The following is a 14,469-nucleotide window of genomic DNA, read 5'->3' on the forward strand; positions in this document are numbered from 1 at the left end:
TGACGGCGATCCAATCGCGCCGCATTTGTAACTCTGACCATTCTCACTCATTGCCCTAGCTTAGACCTTGCAAGCCAACCCGCGCGCCCGTTCACCGGCATGCCGCTGGACGGGCCTGCGAAGCAAGCCAGGGAGAAGCGAAATGAGCGATCTGTCCAGCAGCGGAGCGGCCATGCCGCCATCCGTCGACCGTGCCGCGTTCGAGGCCCAACTCGCCGCGCTGCGGGAACGCGAGAAGGCCCACACAAGGGAGGCCGATGCCATCGCCGCCGCCCGTCGCCGCCTGCCCATGGTGGAGGTCAACGCCAGGACGCCGATCATCGGGCCGAAGGGCGAACTCAAGTTGCTCGATGCGTTCGAGGGACGTTCCTTGCTGATCGCCTACTATTTCATGTGGCACAGGAATATGCCGGCGCCGCAGCAATGCGAGGGCTGCACGCTGTTTACCTCGCAGGTGCGCGAGCGCGTCTACATGCATTCGCGCGACGTCACCTACGCCACCTTCTGCCAGGGGCCTTATGAGCCCAGCATCCGCTACCGTGATTTCATGGGATGGGACATGCCCTGGTATTCGGCGGAAAAGTCGCTCGACACGCTGCTTGTCGGGCGCCAACACAACCGCATGCACATCATCTGCTATGTCCGCAAGGCAAACGCGGTGTTCGAAACCTACTGGACGACGTCGCGCGGGGTCGAGGTGATGGACAACAATTATCACCTGCTCGATCTGACCGTTTATGGACGGCAGGAGGAGTGGGAGGATTCGCCCGAAGGCTGGCCGCAGCCCTGGGGCAACGGGAAGGCTCGGATGCGCAAGGGCGGCCGGCCGATCGCCCAATGGGAGCGGCTGGAAGCCGGCTTCGCGGACGATCTGTCGGGCGGCTGAGGCTGAAGCCTGAACCGTTCAGGCGCGTTCGGCCAGCAATTCCTCGCCGCGCTTCTGCCGGATCAGGTTGACGAAGCGGCGGAACAGATAGTGCGAATCCTGCGGGCCCGGCGAGGCTTCTGGGTGATGCTGGACCGAGAACACCGGACGGCCGGTGAGCGCGATGCCGCAATTCGAGCCGTCGAACAGCGAGACATGGGTTTCCTCGACGCCCTCGGGCAGCGAGTCGGCGTCGACGGCAAAGCCGTGGTTCATCGAGACGATCTCGACCTTGCCGGTCGTATGATCCTTGACCGGATGGTTGGCGCCATGATGGCCCTGGTGCATCTTGGCGGTCCTGCCGCCCAGTGCCAGGGCCAGCATCTGGTGGCCAAGGCAGATGCCAAACACCGGAATATCGGTTTTGAGCAGATCCTGGATCACCGGCACGGCATAGTCGCCGGTCGCTTCGGGATCGCCGGGGCCGTTGGAGAGGAAGATGCCGTCGGGCTGCATGGCCAGGATTTCCTCCGCACCGGTCTTGGCCGGAACCACCGTGACCTTGGCGCCGAGACCGGCGAGCAGCCGCAAGATGTTGCGCTTGACGCCATAGTCGATCGCCACGACGTGCAAGGAGGGATCGGCCTGTTCGCCAAAACCCTCATTCCACACCCACGGCGTCTCGCGCCAGACCGAGGACTGGCCCGAGGTGACTTCCTTGGCGAGGTCGAGCCCGATCAGGCCCGACCAGGCGGCGGCGCGGCTCTTCAGGTCGGCAAGGTCGAAGACGCCGTCGGGCGCATGCGCGATGACGGCGTTGGGCATGCCCTTTTCGCGGATCAACGCGGTCAGCGCGCGGGTATCGATGCCCGAGAGCGCGACAATGCCGCGCTTCTTCAGCCACTGGTCGAGATCGCCGGCGGCCCGGTAATTGGACGGGTTGGTGACATCGGCCTTGAACACCGCGCCGACGGCGCCGGCGCGGGCGGCGGGGTTGAGATCCTCGATGTCCTCGCCATTGGTGCCGATATTGCCGATATGCGGGAAGGTGAAGGTGACGATCTGGCCGGCATAGGAGGGGTCGGTGAGGATTTCCTGGTAACCGGTGAGCGCGGTGTTGAAGCAGACTTCGGCGACGGCGGAACCCGTGGCGCCGAGGCCGCGACCCTCGATGACGGTGCCGTCGGCCAGCACCAGAAGGGCGGTCGGCTTTTCGGTTGCCCAAGCGGGGGTCGACGCGGGCGTCATCTCGGCCATGGCGGCACTCCTATCAGGCCGCGCGCTTCCATGAGCCCGATGGGCTATCCGCGCGGCAAACGGCGCGAAGCGGCGAATTCGCTGCCTCCACGCACTCAAGCTTCAGTTCATGCAAGGCCCAGTACATAGGGGAAGGGGACAAGGCGGTCAATGACGATGCCAAATGCCGCCGCGATTTATTTCATTGAGGAATATCAGAGGCTTGCTCCGACAGATGAGAGTTTGCGTTGGCTTGCCCCCGGCGCTATTGTCCGCGCCGACCGAAGGAGAGAGATCAATGCGCGGAAAAATCGCCGAATCCCTGAAGACCGCGATGAAGGCGCAGGACAAGCACCGGCTGCCGACATTGCGGCTGATCCAGGCCGCCATTCAGGACCGCGACATCGCCAATCGAGGCGCGGGCAAGGACCCGGCCAGCGACGAGGAAATCCTGCAGATCCTGGCCAAGATGGTGAAGCAGCGCGAGGAATCGGCCAAGGCGTTCGAGGACGGCAAGCGGCCGGAACTGGCGGCGCAGGAGCGCGGCGAGATGGAAATCATCCGCGACTTCCTGCCGACGCAGCTCGACGATACGGCAATCACCGCAGCGGCGCGCGAAGCGATCGCGGCTACCGGCGCATCCAGCCAGAAGGACATGGGCAAGGTGATCGCCGCGCTGAAGCAGAAATATGCCGGCCAAATGGATTTCGGCAAGGCCAGCGGCATCGTCAAGGGGCTGCTGCAGTAGGCCTGCCGCAAGGCTTCCCATCACGACAGCGGGGAATGCGCGGGTGGAGACCAGGGCAAAGACGGTTCTTGCCGGTTGCGTCGGGCGATATTCGGAAGCAGCGCCCGTGCCCGCCCTGCGCGAGCACTTTTTGTGCGTGTGGAAACATTCCATCCCGGATGATCATGCGGGCGGTATCGCCGTCGTTCCAGACGGCTGTGTCGATCTTCTATGGCATGACGGCCGCCTTGTCGCCGTCGGTCCCGACATCACGGCCGCCAACCCCGATCTGAGGCCGGGGTCAACCGTGCTCGGCATGCGCTTCCGGCCAGGTGCGGCAGCCCGCTGGCTCGGCCTGCCGATGACGGAGATCGTCGGCAGCGAGATCGACATGCGCGATATCTGGGGTGCGCGGGCGAGCGATGTCGTCGGGCGGTTGCAAGACGTATCGGGCTTCGATGAGCAGGCCGGATTGCTGCAGAACCTGCTGGCCGGGATGGCCTCGTCGGTCGAAGCGCCTTTTCGCGACGGAGCCGCGATATTCTCCATCCTTCAGGACAATGCCGGCTATCAGGGCGAGGGGATGTCGCGCCTGGTGAGCCGGCTCGGTCTCAGCGAGCGGACGCTGCGCCGCAGGAGCCGCGACCTGTTCGGCTACGGACCCAAGACGCTGGTACGCATCCTGCGCTTTCAAAGGTTCCAGGCGCTGGCGCGGCGTTCCCCGAATGCTGGCCTGGCCGACATGGCCTATGCGACCGGCTATGCCGACCAGGCCCATCTTAGCCGCGAGGTCCAGACGCTCAGCGGCATGACGGCGCGTGCGTTCGTTCGCCAACTGGCGGGTTGAGTGGCCGTTTTCTTCAAGACCGCCGGCGGCCCCGGCGGCATCCTTCCCCAGACATGCAACGACGAGAGGATGCGCCATGGGCACCGCAGGCAATGATCGCCGGATCGACAATATCGAATTCAACGTCAGCGACATTGCGCGCTCGCGCGAATTCTACGGCAAGGCATTCGGCTGGACCTTCACCGACTATGGCCCGACCTATTGCGAATTCAACGACGGCCGCCTGACTGGAGGACTTACGACAGGCGGCGCGATCAAGCCGGGCGGGCCGCTGGTTATCCTCTATGCCGATGATCTCGGTGTGACGCAGAAGCGGATCGAGCAAGCCGGCGGCAGGATCGTCAAGCCGGTTTTCGAATTTCCGGGCGGCCGCCGTTTTCATTTCGAGGATCCGGACGGGTATGAACTCGCCGTCTGGTCGGCGACTTGACACGCGCCATGGCCGGGCTGACCCAAATGCTTGGCTTCGTTTTGCTTGGCGGTGTTTTCGTCTGGGCCGGAGCCGGGCATTTCCTGAAGTTCAGGACGATCGCAGCGCAGTTGGCGGAGCGGCATTTTCCTTTCCCGGCGGTCCTGCTCGCCGCCGGGTCGAGCGTCGAGATCATCGCCGGCCTTTGCCTCGCAACCGGCATGGGCCGGCCCTATGCGTCTCTGGCGCTTGTCGTGTTCACGATCGCGGCAAGCGTGATGATGCTCGATTTCTGGCGTTATTCCGGACCGGAGCGGCAGGGTCTGCGCTCCGCCTTCACCATCAACATCGCCGTCATCGGCGGCTTGCTGCTCGCGGCCAATCCGCATTAAGGGCTTGAAGCCAAGGCGGGTAACCGTCAGGGTCTGCCGCTTCGGTTCAGCGAACGTTCGCCGATCCCTTCGACGACGATGCGGATCAGGTGCCTGATCTCGTCCTCGCCGAACGAACCGCCGGAGAGCGCCGAAAGCATTGCCTGGCCATAGATGCCGAGCAGCACCAGCGCCATGAAGTCGGCGTCGTCGTCGCGGCGGATGACGCCTTGCCGCTGGCCGAGCACCAGGATATCCCGCACCAGGCGCTGGAAGGACGGGCGGTCGGGGGGCGGCCGCAGAGACGGCCGCTCGGCCGGGGCCAGAGCGAGCCGGGCAAGGGAAGGATTAGCCAGGCACCAGCGCGCACTGTCGGTGAGCACGATCTCCAGCAATTTGAGCACGTCCTCGTTCGCTGCCATGCGGACGCGATAGGCATTGTCGTCCGCCTCGACACTGGCTATGAGCCGCAGCGCGATCTCTTCTTTCGAACTGAACAGATTGTAGACGGTCTTGCGGGTCAACCCCGCGCGCGTCGCTATTTCCTCGACAGACACGTTGACGAATCCAAGCTCCCGGAACGCCCGATCGGCGGCATCGAGGATGAGGGTTCGCGACCGGTCGGTTCGCTTTGGGGTTGTCATTTTTATACCGTAGTGTAAATTTACACTGATGTAAAATATGGGTTTATCGCTGCCACATCAATCGTTCACCCGGGCCGAACGGTCGGCCGTGGCGTCCGGGAATTCAAGCGGATCAATCGGAAGCGTTGTGCAAAATGGTTGATAATCTCAGGGAATTCGGAGCTGGCATCTGGATCGCCGACGGTCTTGATGTGACGGCGGCGGTCGGCTTCCATTATCCGACCCGCATAGCCGTCATCCGTCTGTCGGCCGGCGGCCGTTTCATCTGGTCGCCGGTCGCGCTGACGGATGCGCTTCGCGCCGAGGTCAATGCCTTGGGCGAGGTGCGCTTCCTGATCGCGCCCAACTCGCTTCATCATGTGTTCCTCGCCGACTGGCAGCGCGGCTACCCCGACGCCAAGGTCTACGCGCCGCCGGGCTTGCGTGAAAAACGCGGCGATATCCGGTTCGACGGCGATCTCGGCGACGGGCCGGCGGCCGAGTGGGCTGATGATCTCGACCAGGTCGCCATCCGCGGCAACCGGATCACCACCGAGATCGTCTTCTTTCATCGCGAGAGCAAAACGGGCCTGTTCACCGATCTCATCCAGCATTTCCCCCGGGGATGGTTCAAGGGCTGGCGGGCGCTGGTCGCCCGGCTCGACCTGATGGTGGCTGCCGAACCGTCGGTGCCGCGAAAGTTCCGTGCCGCCTTCACCGATCGGTCCGCCGCGCGCGCCGCCATGGAGCTCGTCCTGGCCTGGCCGGCCGAAAAGGTTCTGATGGCGCATGGCGAACCGGTCACCGAAGGCGGCCAGGCATTTCTGCGGCGCGCCTTTCGCTGGCTGGTTCGTTCGTGATCCCGAGGCGCGAAGCTCACGGCTCCTTGCAGATCGGCAAGGGCTGCGCCGGGGGCGCCGGATGGTCTTTCCGGTATTGGGCGATCATCGGCTCGAGGGTTTTGCGTGGCCAGAATTTCGGCGCGCCGATCTCCTTCAGGCAGGAAGCGTTCCAGTAGGCGCCCGACGAATGGCTGCTCGCCACGGCGGCGATATCGCGTGATTCCGGGTAGATGTAGAGCGTGGTCGGGTTGTCCTTGACCATCGAGATAAGCTGCTGCGCATCCGCCGGCGACCAGCTGGTGCAGCCATTGCTGCGGCCGCCGGCATAGTCCACCAGCTTGCCGAACGGCACCATGCCGTCATGGTCGGCGTAGGAGCTCTTCGGGCTCTTGCGCATGCACATGGTGCGCAGCACCTGCGCCGCGTGGCCGCCGATGACGCGCTGGCGGGCGTTGGCGGCCTCGCCTTCGCCGTCGAACTGGATGAAGGTGCGCTGGAAGGCCACGTCCTGTTTCGCGGCGGTGCGATAAAAACCCTTGAACGAAGTTTTCGCTTCGCGGGTCATATAGGCGCCGCCGGCGGTCAGCTCCGAATCCATGGCATTGCCGAAGTTCCTGGCGCAGCGCCTGCCGTTCGAGAAATCGACGGTGCCCTTGAGGTTTCGGCCGCCGCCATGGCCTGACGAAATCGCCCGGAACGACTGGCTGGCCTCGCACACGACATAGTAGCGGCGCCCGAGCACGCCATTGCCGAGATCGCCCGGACGGGTGGCGTCCATGGCGAAGTAGCAGGGATTGTGGACGGCGCCCTGGGCCACTTTCTTCTGGTAAAGCGCCCGCGCCCGCTCCAGCACCACTTGCGAAATCTGGCCGTCGGCATCGCCGACATGGGCCTGCAGCCATGCCGGAACGGCCGAGGGCGCGGCAAAGGAGCGGACGGTCGCCGTCATGGCAATGACGGTGACGAGCAGGCTGAGGGCGACGAGGGCACCCAACGGGACAGATCTCAACCGCACCGGATCAATTCTCCTGTCGAGGGCGTTTCGTTATTCCGCGCCGGTGAATCACCTGGCGCAGATCATAAAATGCCTCGCATCTCCAGGCGAAACACTTCTTGTTCAGCGCGGCGGCGGACAGGCTCGAAAATCCGCACCGGCGCGAACCACCGATACTCCGGCATGCTGGCTCAAGGCTTGCGGTTGGCGTCTCACAGGCGACCCGACCCCCGATTTTCGATCCGCCGGGATTGCGCTATGATCTGATTCTGGCGTGGCCCACGCCTCCTCCCTCCGCCGGGAAAGCATCTGTCATGCCGGGCCATCCAATCACCGAACCGACTGTTCGAGCATCAGGCATGAGGAGGGGTTGCGCAGACTGCTCGCATCAGGAGGTTTTGCGATGAGACTGTCCGCGCCCGTCTATTCACTGAAGCGTCAAGCCAGGCTGCTGTCCCGCAAGGACGGCATACCGCTGCACGAAGCACTCGACCGCATCGCGGCCCAAGAGGGTTTTGTAAGCTGGGGGCTGCTTGCGGCGAGGGACGCCGAAACCAGCCCCGCCGGCAGATTGTTTGCCCGACTGACGCCCGGCGACCTCGTGCTGGTCGGCGCGCGGCCGGGCCACGGCAAGACGCTGATGAGCCTCGAACTGGCGATTGAAGCCATGCGATGCGGCCGGCGCAGTGTGTTCTTCACGCTGGAATACACGCAGGCCGACATTCTCGGCAGATTTCGCGCGATCGGGGTCGAGCCGACGCAATTCGAGGGCCGGTTCGACTTCGACAATTCCGACGCCATCTGTGCCGAATACATGATGGAACGATTGGCCACGGCCGCCTCCGGCACGCTGGTGGTGATCGACTATCTGCAACTGCTCGACCAGAGGCGGGAAAATCCGGACCTGATGACGCAGGTGCGCCACCTGCGATCGTTCGCGGGCGAAAGAGGCCTCATCCTGGTCTTCATTTCGCAGATCGACCGTTCCTATGAGCTGTCGACGAAGCCGGTCCCTGATGTGGGCGATATCAGGCTGCCCAACCTGCTCGACCTGTCGCTGTTCAGCAAGACCTGCTTTCTAAACAAGGGCGAAATCCGCTTCCAGCCGACTTGAACATGGCGGCGGGGTCGCTGGCGACGCTCCGGCCGGGTACAGTTGCTTTGCCAGAGCCTTGCGACGTACTGGGGCTGTACACCGTCCTAGGACGCTCTAGAATGAATGCGCCTTTAATAATTACCGGTCGTCTTGAATGGACCCGCTCAGCGACGTCATCGCTCTTCTTCAACCCAGCACCGCGATCTCGAAACCCATCAGGGGACGCGGCCGGTGGGGCGTGCGTTACGCCGCCTATGACGCACCTGGTTTCACGATCATCGTCGAGGGCGAGTGCTGGATCGCTTTCGAGGGGCAGCAGCCTGTGAAGCTGGAGAGGGGGGATTTCCTCCTTTTGCCCTCCACGCCGCCCTTTTCGCTGAGCAGCCATCCGGGGGCCGAGTGCGAGCTTCGGCAGCCGATGGATATTGCCGTCCAGTATGGCGACCGGGACGGGGAGGCCGATTTCGTCGCGCTCGGCGGGACGTTCCGGATCGAGCCGGTCAATGCCGCGCTGTTGCTGGCACTGCTTCCGCGCGTCGTCCATGTACCGGCTTCGCAAGGTCGCGCCGGGAGGCTCGGCAAGACCATCCAACTGATCATGGAAGAGTGCGAGAATGACGAGCCCGGCAAGGAGATGGTCCTGCAGCGACTGCTCGAGGTGCTGCTCGTCGAGGCTCTGCGATGGCGCGGCATGGATGGCGGTGTGGCAGGCCTGCTCAACGGGATGCGCGATCCCATGCTGGCGCGAGTGCTTCGCGCCATGCATGCAGATGTCCGGGCCGGTTGGACGGTCGCGGAACTCGCCGGGATTGCCGGCCTCTCGCGCTCGGCCTTCGCGGCGCGTTTCGGCGACGTGCTTGGATGCGGGCCGATAGAGTATCTGGTGCGATGGCGCATGGCGCTCGCCAAGGATGCGCTGATGCGAGGTTCCAAGACGCTGGACAGGATTGCCGAAGAGATCGGCTACGAATCCGCGAGCGCTTTCAGCACCGCCTTCAGAAAGCGGCTCGGCTGTTCTCCCGGCAAGTTCGCCCGTGGCGGGGCCGGCAGCGCAACGAGGGCGTGAGTAGAAGTTCGATCTGATTTTTGGACGATTAGAAACAAAATAAGGACGGTTAATTATGGATCGTCTGTCTGGGCAAGCCTAACAAGGTTTCATCGAAACCAAAGGAGCTTACCCATGCAAACGATCCTGATCACCGGCTGTTCTTCCGGCTATGGCCTGGAGACGGCCCGCCACTTCCTCGCCGGCGGGTGGAATGTCATTGCCACCATGCGGTCGCCGCGACAGGATATCCTGCCGCGTTCCGAGCGCCTGCGGATCCTGCCGCTGGACGTCACCAGCCAGCAAAGCATCGCCGCGACGATCGAAGCCGCCGGTCCGATCGATGCTCTCGTCAACAATGCCGGCATTGGGGTCGTCGGCGCCTTCGAGGCGACACCCATCCCGCACATCCGACACATCTTCGAAACCAATACGCTTGGCGTGATGGCAATGACGCAGGCGGTGATCCCGCAGATGCGCGAACGCCGCGCCGGCGTGATCGTCAACGTCACCTCCAGCGCCACACTGGCGGCCATGCCGCTGGCGGCCGCCTATACCGCGAGCAAGCAGGCTATCGAGGGTTTCACCGGGTCTCTGGCGCACGAGCTCGGTTATTTCAACGTCCGCGCCAAGCTGGTCGAGCCCGGATACGCGCCGACGACGCGGTTCGCCCACAACACCTCGCTGCCTGTCGAGGACCTGATACCACAAGCCTATGCCGACTTCGCGGCGCCGATCTTCGCAAGCTTCGCCCGGCCCGCGATGACGACCAGGGAAACCGATGTCGCCGAGGCTGTCTGGGCCGCCGTGCACGACAGCGATGGCCGGCTGCGGTTTCCGGCCGGCGCGGATGCGGTCGCCCTGGCGAACGCCGGCTGATCCTTCCGATCCCGGGCCCGTCATGTCCGGGATCGAACCGTTCCCAGGGCCCTGCTGGCCTGTGCGCCTTCCGGCGGTGCCGGCTTGAGTGCCGTGTCGGCCACGGCTATGCCTGCAGCCAGGAGCACACATCATGGTGGAGATCGTCAAACCCGCGCTCGAACATCTGCCGTCCTACAAGGCGGCGCTCGAGCGCGGCTGGTCGCCCGACAATGTGCGGCTGATGGAGGCGACGCGCGAGCAACTGGCGGCTATAGATCAGGATCCGGCTGCTTTCCTGGCCAGCCTTGACGACCCCGAGGCCAGGGGCGGCCCGATTACCTTGCCTGACGGCACGCAAGTGCCGCGCTTGCCAGGGTTCCGTCGCTGGATCTGGGACGGCGAGGCATCGGGCTCGATCGGCTTTCGCTGGCAGAAGGGCACGGCGGACCTGCCGTCGCATGTGCTTGGCCATATCGGCTATGCCGTCGTGCCCTGGAAGCAAGGGCGTGGTTACGCAACGCAGGCCTTGCGGCTGATGCTGGGCGAGGCGAGGGTGATCGGCCTTCCCCATGTCGAGATCACCGCCAAGCCCGGCAATCCGGCCTCGCACAAGGTGATCCTGGCCAATGGCGGCCGGCTGGTCGAGCGTTTCTTCGAGGACGCCGCCTATGGCGGAGTGGAGAGCCTGCGGTTCCGGATCGATCTCTAGGCGCGTTACCGTTTGACCCGGTCGTCGAGCCAGTCGGCGAGCGAGGCGCGGTGCGTGCCGGCCCTGCCGGTGAAGGCCTCGGTCGACAGCATTGAGTTGAGCACCGCCTCCTGCGTCGCATCCGCCGCCGCCCGGAAAAGCAGGTCGATGCGCGCCTCGTTGAGGGCGAGCAGCGGCACCAGATCGCGGCTTTCGTCGTGGTCGACCGGGTTGGCGGTGCTGAAGGCGATGGCGATATCGCCGCTGCCGCTGCCCCAGAAGGAGCCGAGCCTGGCGATGCCGGCACCGGCGCGGCGCGCCACGCGCTCGAGCTGGCGGTGTTCGAGCGGCACATCGGTCGCCAGCACGATCATGATCGAGCCGCGTTCGGCCTCGGGCCGCCGTCTGGGATCGGGCCGGCGCCCGTCGGGCAGCACGAGGTCGCCGGATCTGCCGAAATTCGACAGGACGAGGACGCCAAGATGATGGCCGCCGCCAAGCGCGATCTTCCTGGACGCCGAGCCGATGCCGCCCTTGAAACCGAAGCAGCTCATTCCCGTCCCGGCGCCGACATTGCCCTGCTCGATCGCGCCCTCCCGCGCGTCCGCCAGCGCGGCAAGCGCATGCTCTTCCGATACGGCCAGGGCCTGGATATCGCTCAACGGGCCGTCATTGCATTCGCCGACCACCGGATTGACCGTCCCGGTAGTGCGGCCGATATCGGGGTTCTGGCGGATGGCGTCACGGATCAGCGCCGTGGCGCAGGCGCCGACCGAGAGCGTGTTGGTCAACAGGACAGGCGTCTCGATGGTGCCGAGTTCCTGAACCTGCATCAGGCCGACGCTCTTGCCGAAGCCGTTGATGACATGGCTTGCCGCCGTCACCTTCCTGCGGAACAGGTTTCCGCCATGCGGCAGGATCGCGGTCACGCCGGTGTTGATGTCGCCGTCGCGCAGTGTGCAGTGGCCGACTCGCACGCCGGGCACGTCGGTGATCGCGTTGTGTGCACCCGCCGGCAAGCTGCCGCAGGTCAGGCCGAAATCGGCGGCGGTCCTCGTCATGCCTCAGACATGCTCGTCGGCGCAAAGCGCGTGGTCGGACAGCGCGCGAATGACATAGCAGTCGCCGACCGTCTTGCCGTCGCAGCAGGTGGCGATGCGTTCGAGTTCGGCCTCCAGCCGCCTCAGACGGGCGATCTTTTCGCGCACGGAGGCGAGCTGCTCCTGCGCGATCTTGTCGGCATGGCCGCAGGGCTGCTCGGGATGGAAGCTGAGATCGATCAGCGCGCGGATGTCCTCGACGGCGAAGCCGAGGTCGCGGGCGTGGCGGATGAAGGCCAGCCGCTCGAGCTCCTGCCTGGAGTAACGGCGCTGGTTGCCTTCCGAACGTTCGGGCGCCGACACCAGGCCCATCTGCTCGTAATAGCGGATGGTCGGCACCTTGACGCCGGTGCGGCGCGAGAGATCGCCAATCGAAAACATGAAATTTTCCTCTTGAAGCTCTAGTGACTAGAGCAATTACATTGCCTGACATCAGGGTTCAAGACCCGTGCGGCGGCATGCCCGAGCGGGTGAAAAGCAGACAGGTGATGTGATGACGGCTCCCTCGGATGAAATCAGGCAGACGCGCTTCAAGATCGGCGGCATGGACTGCGCTTCCTGCGCGGCCAAGATCGATACGGCGGTGCGCCGCCTCGACGGGGTCGCCGATGTCTCCGTTTCGGTGACCGGCGCCTCGATGACCGTCAGCCATGGCGGCCCGCTCGACGACGACAAGGTGCTCAAGCAGGTGGCGCAGCTGGGCTACGGCATCGCCAGGGCGGAAGCCGGAACGAACCAGCGCGCCTCGCCGGCGTCCGGGGCACACGACCATGCCAGTCATAGCCACGCGGATCACGGTCATGAAGGTCACGACCATGAGGGCCACGATCATGACCACGCCGGCGGGAAAACGGCCGAGGTGGCCACGGGGTCGGCCCATCTCCACAGCGATGCCGAACCGGGCCAGGCATGGTGGCGCACCCGCCGCGCGGCGTTGACGCTTGCCTGCGCCGCCGCACTTCTGGCCGCCTATGGCATCGGCCATCTCTTCCCGGCCACCGAGCGCTGGGTTTTCCTGGCGGCTCTCCTGGTCGGTCTGGTGCCGATCGCGCGGCGCGCGCTGATGGCGGCGCTCGCCGGCACGCCGTTCTCGATCGAGACGCTGATGACCATCGCCGCGACCGGCGCTGTGATGATCGACGCCACCGAGGAGGCCGCCGCCGTGGTCGTGCTGTTCCTGATCGGCGAGCTGCTCGAAGGGGTCGCCGCCGGCCGGGCGCGCGCCAGCATCCAGGGCCTGGCCGATCTGGTGCCGAAGACGGCCCTTGTCGAGCGGGCGGGCGGCACGGCGGAAGTTCCCGCCGACCAGCTTGGCGTGGGCGATTTGATTGTGGTGCGGCCGGGCGATCGCATCCCGGCCGATGGCGAGATAATGGAGGGATCGAGCGATATCGACGAGGCGCCGGTGACCGGTGAGAGCACGCCGAAGCGCAAAAGCGTTTCCGAGCCCGTCTTTGCCGGCACGATCAGCATTGACGGTGTGCTCAAGGTGCGGGTGACGGCGGCTGCTTCAGACAACACCATCGCCCGCGTCGTGCGGCTGGTGGAGGAGGCGCAGGAAGCCAAGGCGCCGACGGAGCGCTTCATCGACCGCTTCTCGCGCATCTATACGCCCGGCGTGCTGGTGGTGGGCGCGCTCGTGGCCGTGCTGCCGCCGCTGCTCGCCGGCGGCGACTGGAACGAATGGATCTACAAGGGTCTGGCGATCCTTCTGATCGGCTGTCCCTGCGCGCTGGTCATCTCGACACCGGCGGCCATCGCCGCGGGTCTGGCGACCGGCGCGCGGCGCGGCCTGCTGGTGAAGGGCGGCGCTGTGCTGGAAGGCTTTCGCCGCATCACCGCGGTCGCCTTCGACAAGACCGGCACGCTGACCGCGGGCAAGCCCGTGGTGACCGACATTGTCGCCTATGGCCGCGATGAATCCACCGTGCTTGGGCTGGCGGCGGCTCTCGAGCAGGGCTCCAGCCATCCACTGGCGGTCGCGATCCTCAACCGGGCCAAGGCCGAAAAAACGCAGGTGCCGCCGGCTGTGGCCGCCAAGGCGATTTCGGGCAAGGGCGTCGAAGGCAGTGTCGGCGGCGTGGCTGTCTTCCTGGGATCAGGCCCGGCGGCGGGCGAGCGTGCCGATATGACGCAAGCGCAGCGCCTTGCAATCGATAGCCTGAATGGACAAGGCAAGACCGTCTCGGTGCTTGTCGCCGATGGCGCGGTGGCCGGCCTGATCGCCATGCGCGACGAGCCGAGGCCGGACGCGGCCGCCGGCATTGCCGCGCTGAAGGGCGAAGGCATCCGCGCCGTCATGCTGACCGGCGACAACAGGCGCACGGCCGAAGCCATCGCCGCGTCGCTCGGCATCGAGGCGCGGGCGGAACTGCTGCCGCAGGACAAGCAGCGCATCGTCGGCGAGCTGCAGCGCCAGGGGCTGAAGGTCGCCAAGGTCGGCGACGGCATCAATGACGCGCCCGCGCTTGCCGCCGCCGACATCGGCATCGCCATGGGCGGCGGCACCGACGTGGCGCTGGAGACGGCGGATGCGGCGATCCTGCACGGCCGCGTCGCCGATGTCGCGCGCATGGTGCTGTTGTCGCGGGCGGTGATGGCCAATATCGGCCAGAACATCACCGTGGCGCTGGGGCTGAAGGCGGTGTTCCTGGTCACCACCATTGCCGGCATCACCGGCCTGTGGCCAGCGATCCTGGCCGACACCGGCGCCACCGTGCTGGTGACGGCTAACGCCATGCGGCTGTTGCGCTGGCGCGGCTGAG

At 65.3% G+C, this 14,469-nt stretch carries 16 protein-coding genes; 11 read left to right on the forward strand and 5 right to left on the reverse strand.

Features of this window, described 5'->3' with window-relative positions:
• Positions 1 to 142: 142 nt before the first annotated feature.
• Positions 143 to 886: a DUF899 family protein gene (locus tag FJ967_RS31490; protein WP_140736214.1), complete on the forward strand. Its 744-nt coding sequence runs from the start codon at positions 143 to 145 to the stop codon at positions 884 to 886.
• Between the two features lie 18 nt (positions 887 to 904).
• Here FJ967_RS31490 and carA read toward each other — a convergent pair whose 3' ends face one another.
• Positions 905 to 2,122, reverse strand: coding sequence for a glutamine-hydrolyzing carbamoyl-phosphate synthase small subunit (gene carA / locus FJ967_RS31495; protein ID WP_140736215.1), 1,218 nt, complete (start codon positions 2,120 to 2,122; stop codon positions 905 to 907).
• Positions 2,123 to 2,399: 277 nt separating this feature from the next.
• Here carA and FJ967_RS31500 point away from each other — a divergent pair, with 277 nt between their 5' ends.
• The 4 genes from FJ967_RS31500 to FJ967_RS31515 all read left to right on the forward strand — a co-directional run bounded on the left by FJ967_RS31500 (position 2,400) and on the right by FJ967_RS31515 (position 4,476).
• Positions 2,400 to 2,849, forward strand: coding sequence for a GatB/YqeY domain-containing protein (locus FJ967_RS31500; protein WP_140736216.1), 450 nt, complete (start codon positions 2,400 to 2,402; stop codon positions 2,847 to 2,849).
• A gap of 43 nt (positions 2,850 to 2,892) precedes the next feature.
• Entirely contained in the window at positions 2,893 to 3,675 is a 783-nt protein-coding gene (locus FJ967_RS31505) for a helix-turn-helix domain-containing protein (protein ID WP_140736217.1), read from the forward strand.
• A gap of 76 nt (positions 3,676 to 3,751) precedes the next feature.
• Positions 3,752 to 4,105 (forward strand): VOC family protein, encoded by a 354-nt coding sequence (locus FJ967_RS31510; protein ID WP_140736218.1) that lies wholly within the window; start codon positions 3,752 to 3,754, stop codon positions 4,103 to 4,105.
• Positions 4,106 to 4,131: 26 nt separating this feature from the next.
• A complete protein-coding gene (locus FJ967_RS31515) occupies positions 4,132 to 4,476 on the forward strand; it encodes a DoxX family protein (RefSeq protein ID WP_246675456.1) in 345 nt (114 codons plus the stop codon).
• A 26-nt stretch (positions 4,477 to 4,502) separates the two neighbouring features.
• Here the strand turns inward: FJ967_RS31515 and FJ967_RS31520 are convergent, their stop codons facing one another.
• A complete protein-coding gene (locus FJ967_RS31520) occupies positions 4,503 to 5,099 on the reverse strand; it encodes a TetR/AcrR family transcriptional regulator (protein WP_140736220.1) in 597 nt (198 codons plus the stop codon).
• Between the two features lie 134 nt (positions 5,100 to 5,233).
• On the opposite strand from FJ967_RS31520, the gene FJ967_RS31525 reads away from it, so the two are divergent.
• A complete protein-coding gene (locus FJ967_RS31525; RefSeq protein WP_140736221.1) occupies positions 5,234 to 5,938 on the forward strand; it encodes a DUF4336 domain-containing protein in 705 nt (234 codons plus the stop codon).
• A gap of 16 nt (positions 5,939 to 5,954) precedes the next feature.
• Here FJ967_RS31525 and FJ967_RS31530 read toward each other — a convergent pair whose 3' ends face one another.
• Positions 5,955 to 6,935 carry a hypothetical protein gene (locus FJ967_RS31530; protein ID WP_140736222.1) on the reverse strand — a complete coding sequence of 327 codons (981 nt, stop codon included), beginning with the start codon at positions 6,933 to 6,935 and terminating at the stop codon, positions 5,955 to 5,957.
• A 382-nt stretch (positions 6,936 to 7,317) separates the two neighbouring features.
• Here FJ967_RS31530 and FJ967_RS31535 point away from each other — a divergent pair, with 382 nt between their 5' ends.
• The 4 genes from FJ967_RS31535 to FJ967_RS31550 all read left to right on the forward strand — a co-directional run bounded on the left by FJ967_RS31535 (position 7,318) and on the right by FJ967_RS31550 (position 10,625).
• Positions 7,318 to 8,028 carry a DNA helicase gene (locus FJ967_RS31535; protein WP_140736223.1) on the forward strand — a complete coding sequence of 237 codons (711 nt, stop codon included), beginning with the start codon at positions 7,318 to 7,320 and terminating at the stop codon, positions 8,026 to 8,028.
• A 136-nt stretch (positions 8,029 to 8,164) separates the two neighbouring features.
• Entirely contained in the window at positions 8,165 to 9,076 is a 912-nt protein-coding gene (locus FJ967_RS31540; protein ID WP_140736224.1) for an AraC family transcriptional regulator, read from the forward strand.
• A gap of 114 nt (positions 9,077 to 9,190) precedes the next feature.
• Positions 9,191 to 9,934: an SDR family oxidoreductase gene (locus FJ967_RS31545; RefSeq protein WP_140736225.1), complete on the forward strand. Its 744-nt coding sequence runs from the start codon at positions 9,191 to 9,193 to the stop codon at positions 9,932 to 9,934.
• A 133-nt stretch (positions 9,935 to 10,067) separates the two neighbouring features.
• Positions 10,068 to 10,625 carry a GNAT family N-acetyltransferase gene (locus FJ967_RS31550; RefSeq protein WP_140736226.1) on the forward strand — a complete coding sequence of 186 codons (558 nt, stop codon included), beginning with the start codon at positions 10,068 to 10,070 and terminating at the stop codon, positions 10,623 to 10,625.
• A 5-nt stretch (positions 10,626 to 10,630) separates the two neighbouring features.
• On the opposite strand, the gene FJ967_RS31555 is transcribed toward FJ967_RS31550, so the two are convergent.
• Both FJ967_RS31555 and FJ967_RS31560 read right to left on the reverse strand, forming a co-directional pair.
• Positions 10,631 to 11,665 (reverse strand): P1 family peptidase, encoded by a 1,035-nt coding sequence (locus FJ967_RS31555; protein WP_140736227.1) that lies wholly within the window; start codon positions 11,663 to 11,665, stop codon positions 10,631 to 10,633.
• 3 nt (positions 11,666 to 11,668) lie between these two features.
• Entirely contained in the window at positions 11,669 to 12,085 is a 417-nt protein-coding gene (locus FJ967_RS31560) for a helix-turn-helix domain-containing protein (RefSeq protein WP_140736228.1), read from the reverse strand.
• Between the two features lie 112 nt (positions 12,086 to 12,197).
• On the opposite strand from FJ967_RS31560, the gene FJ967_RS31565 reads away from it, so the two are divergent.
• The gene (locus FJ967_RS31565; protein ID WP_140736229.1) at positions 12,198 to 14,468 is read left to right on the forward strand and encodes a heavy metal translocating P-type ATPase; all 2,271 of its coding nucleotides are present in this window, start codon (positions 12,198 to 12,200) and stop codon (positions 14,466 to 14,468) included.
• Position 14,469 lies beyond the last annotated feature (1 nt).

The organism is Mesorhizobium sp. B2-3-4 (assembly GCF_006442315.1).
Taxonomy (GTDB): domain Bacteria; phylum Pseudomonadota; class Alphaproteobacteria; order Rhizobiales; family Rhizobiaceae; genus Mesorhizobium.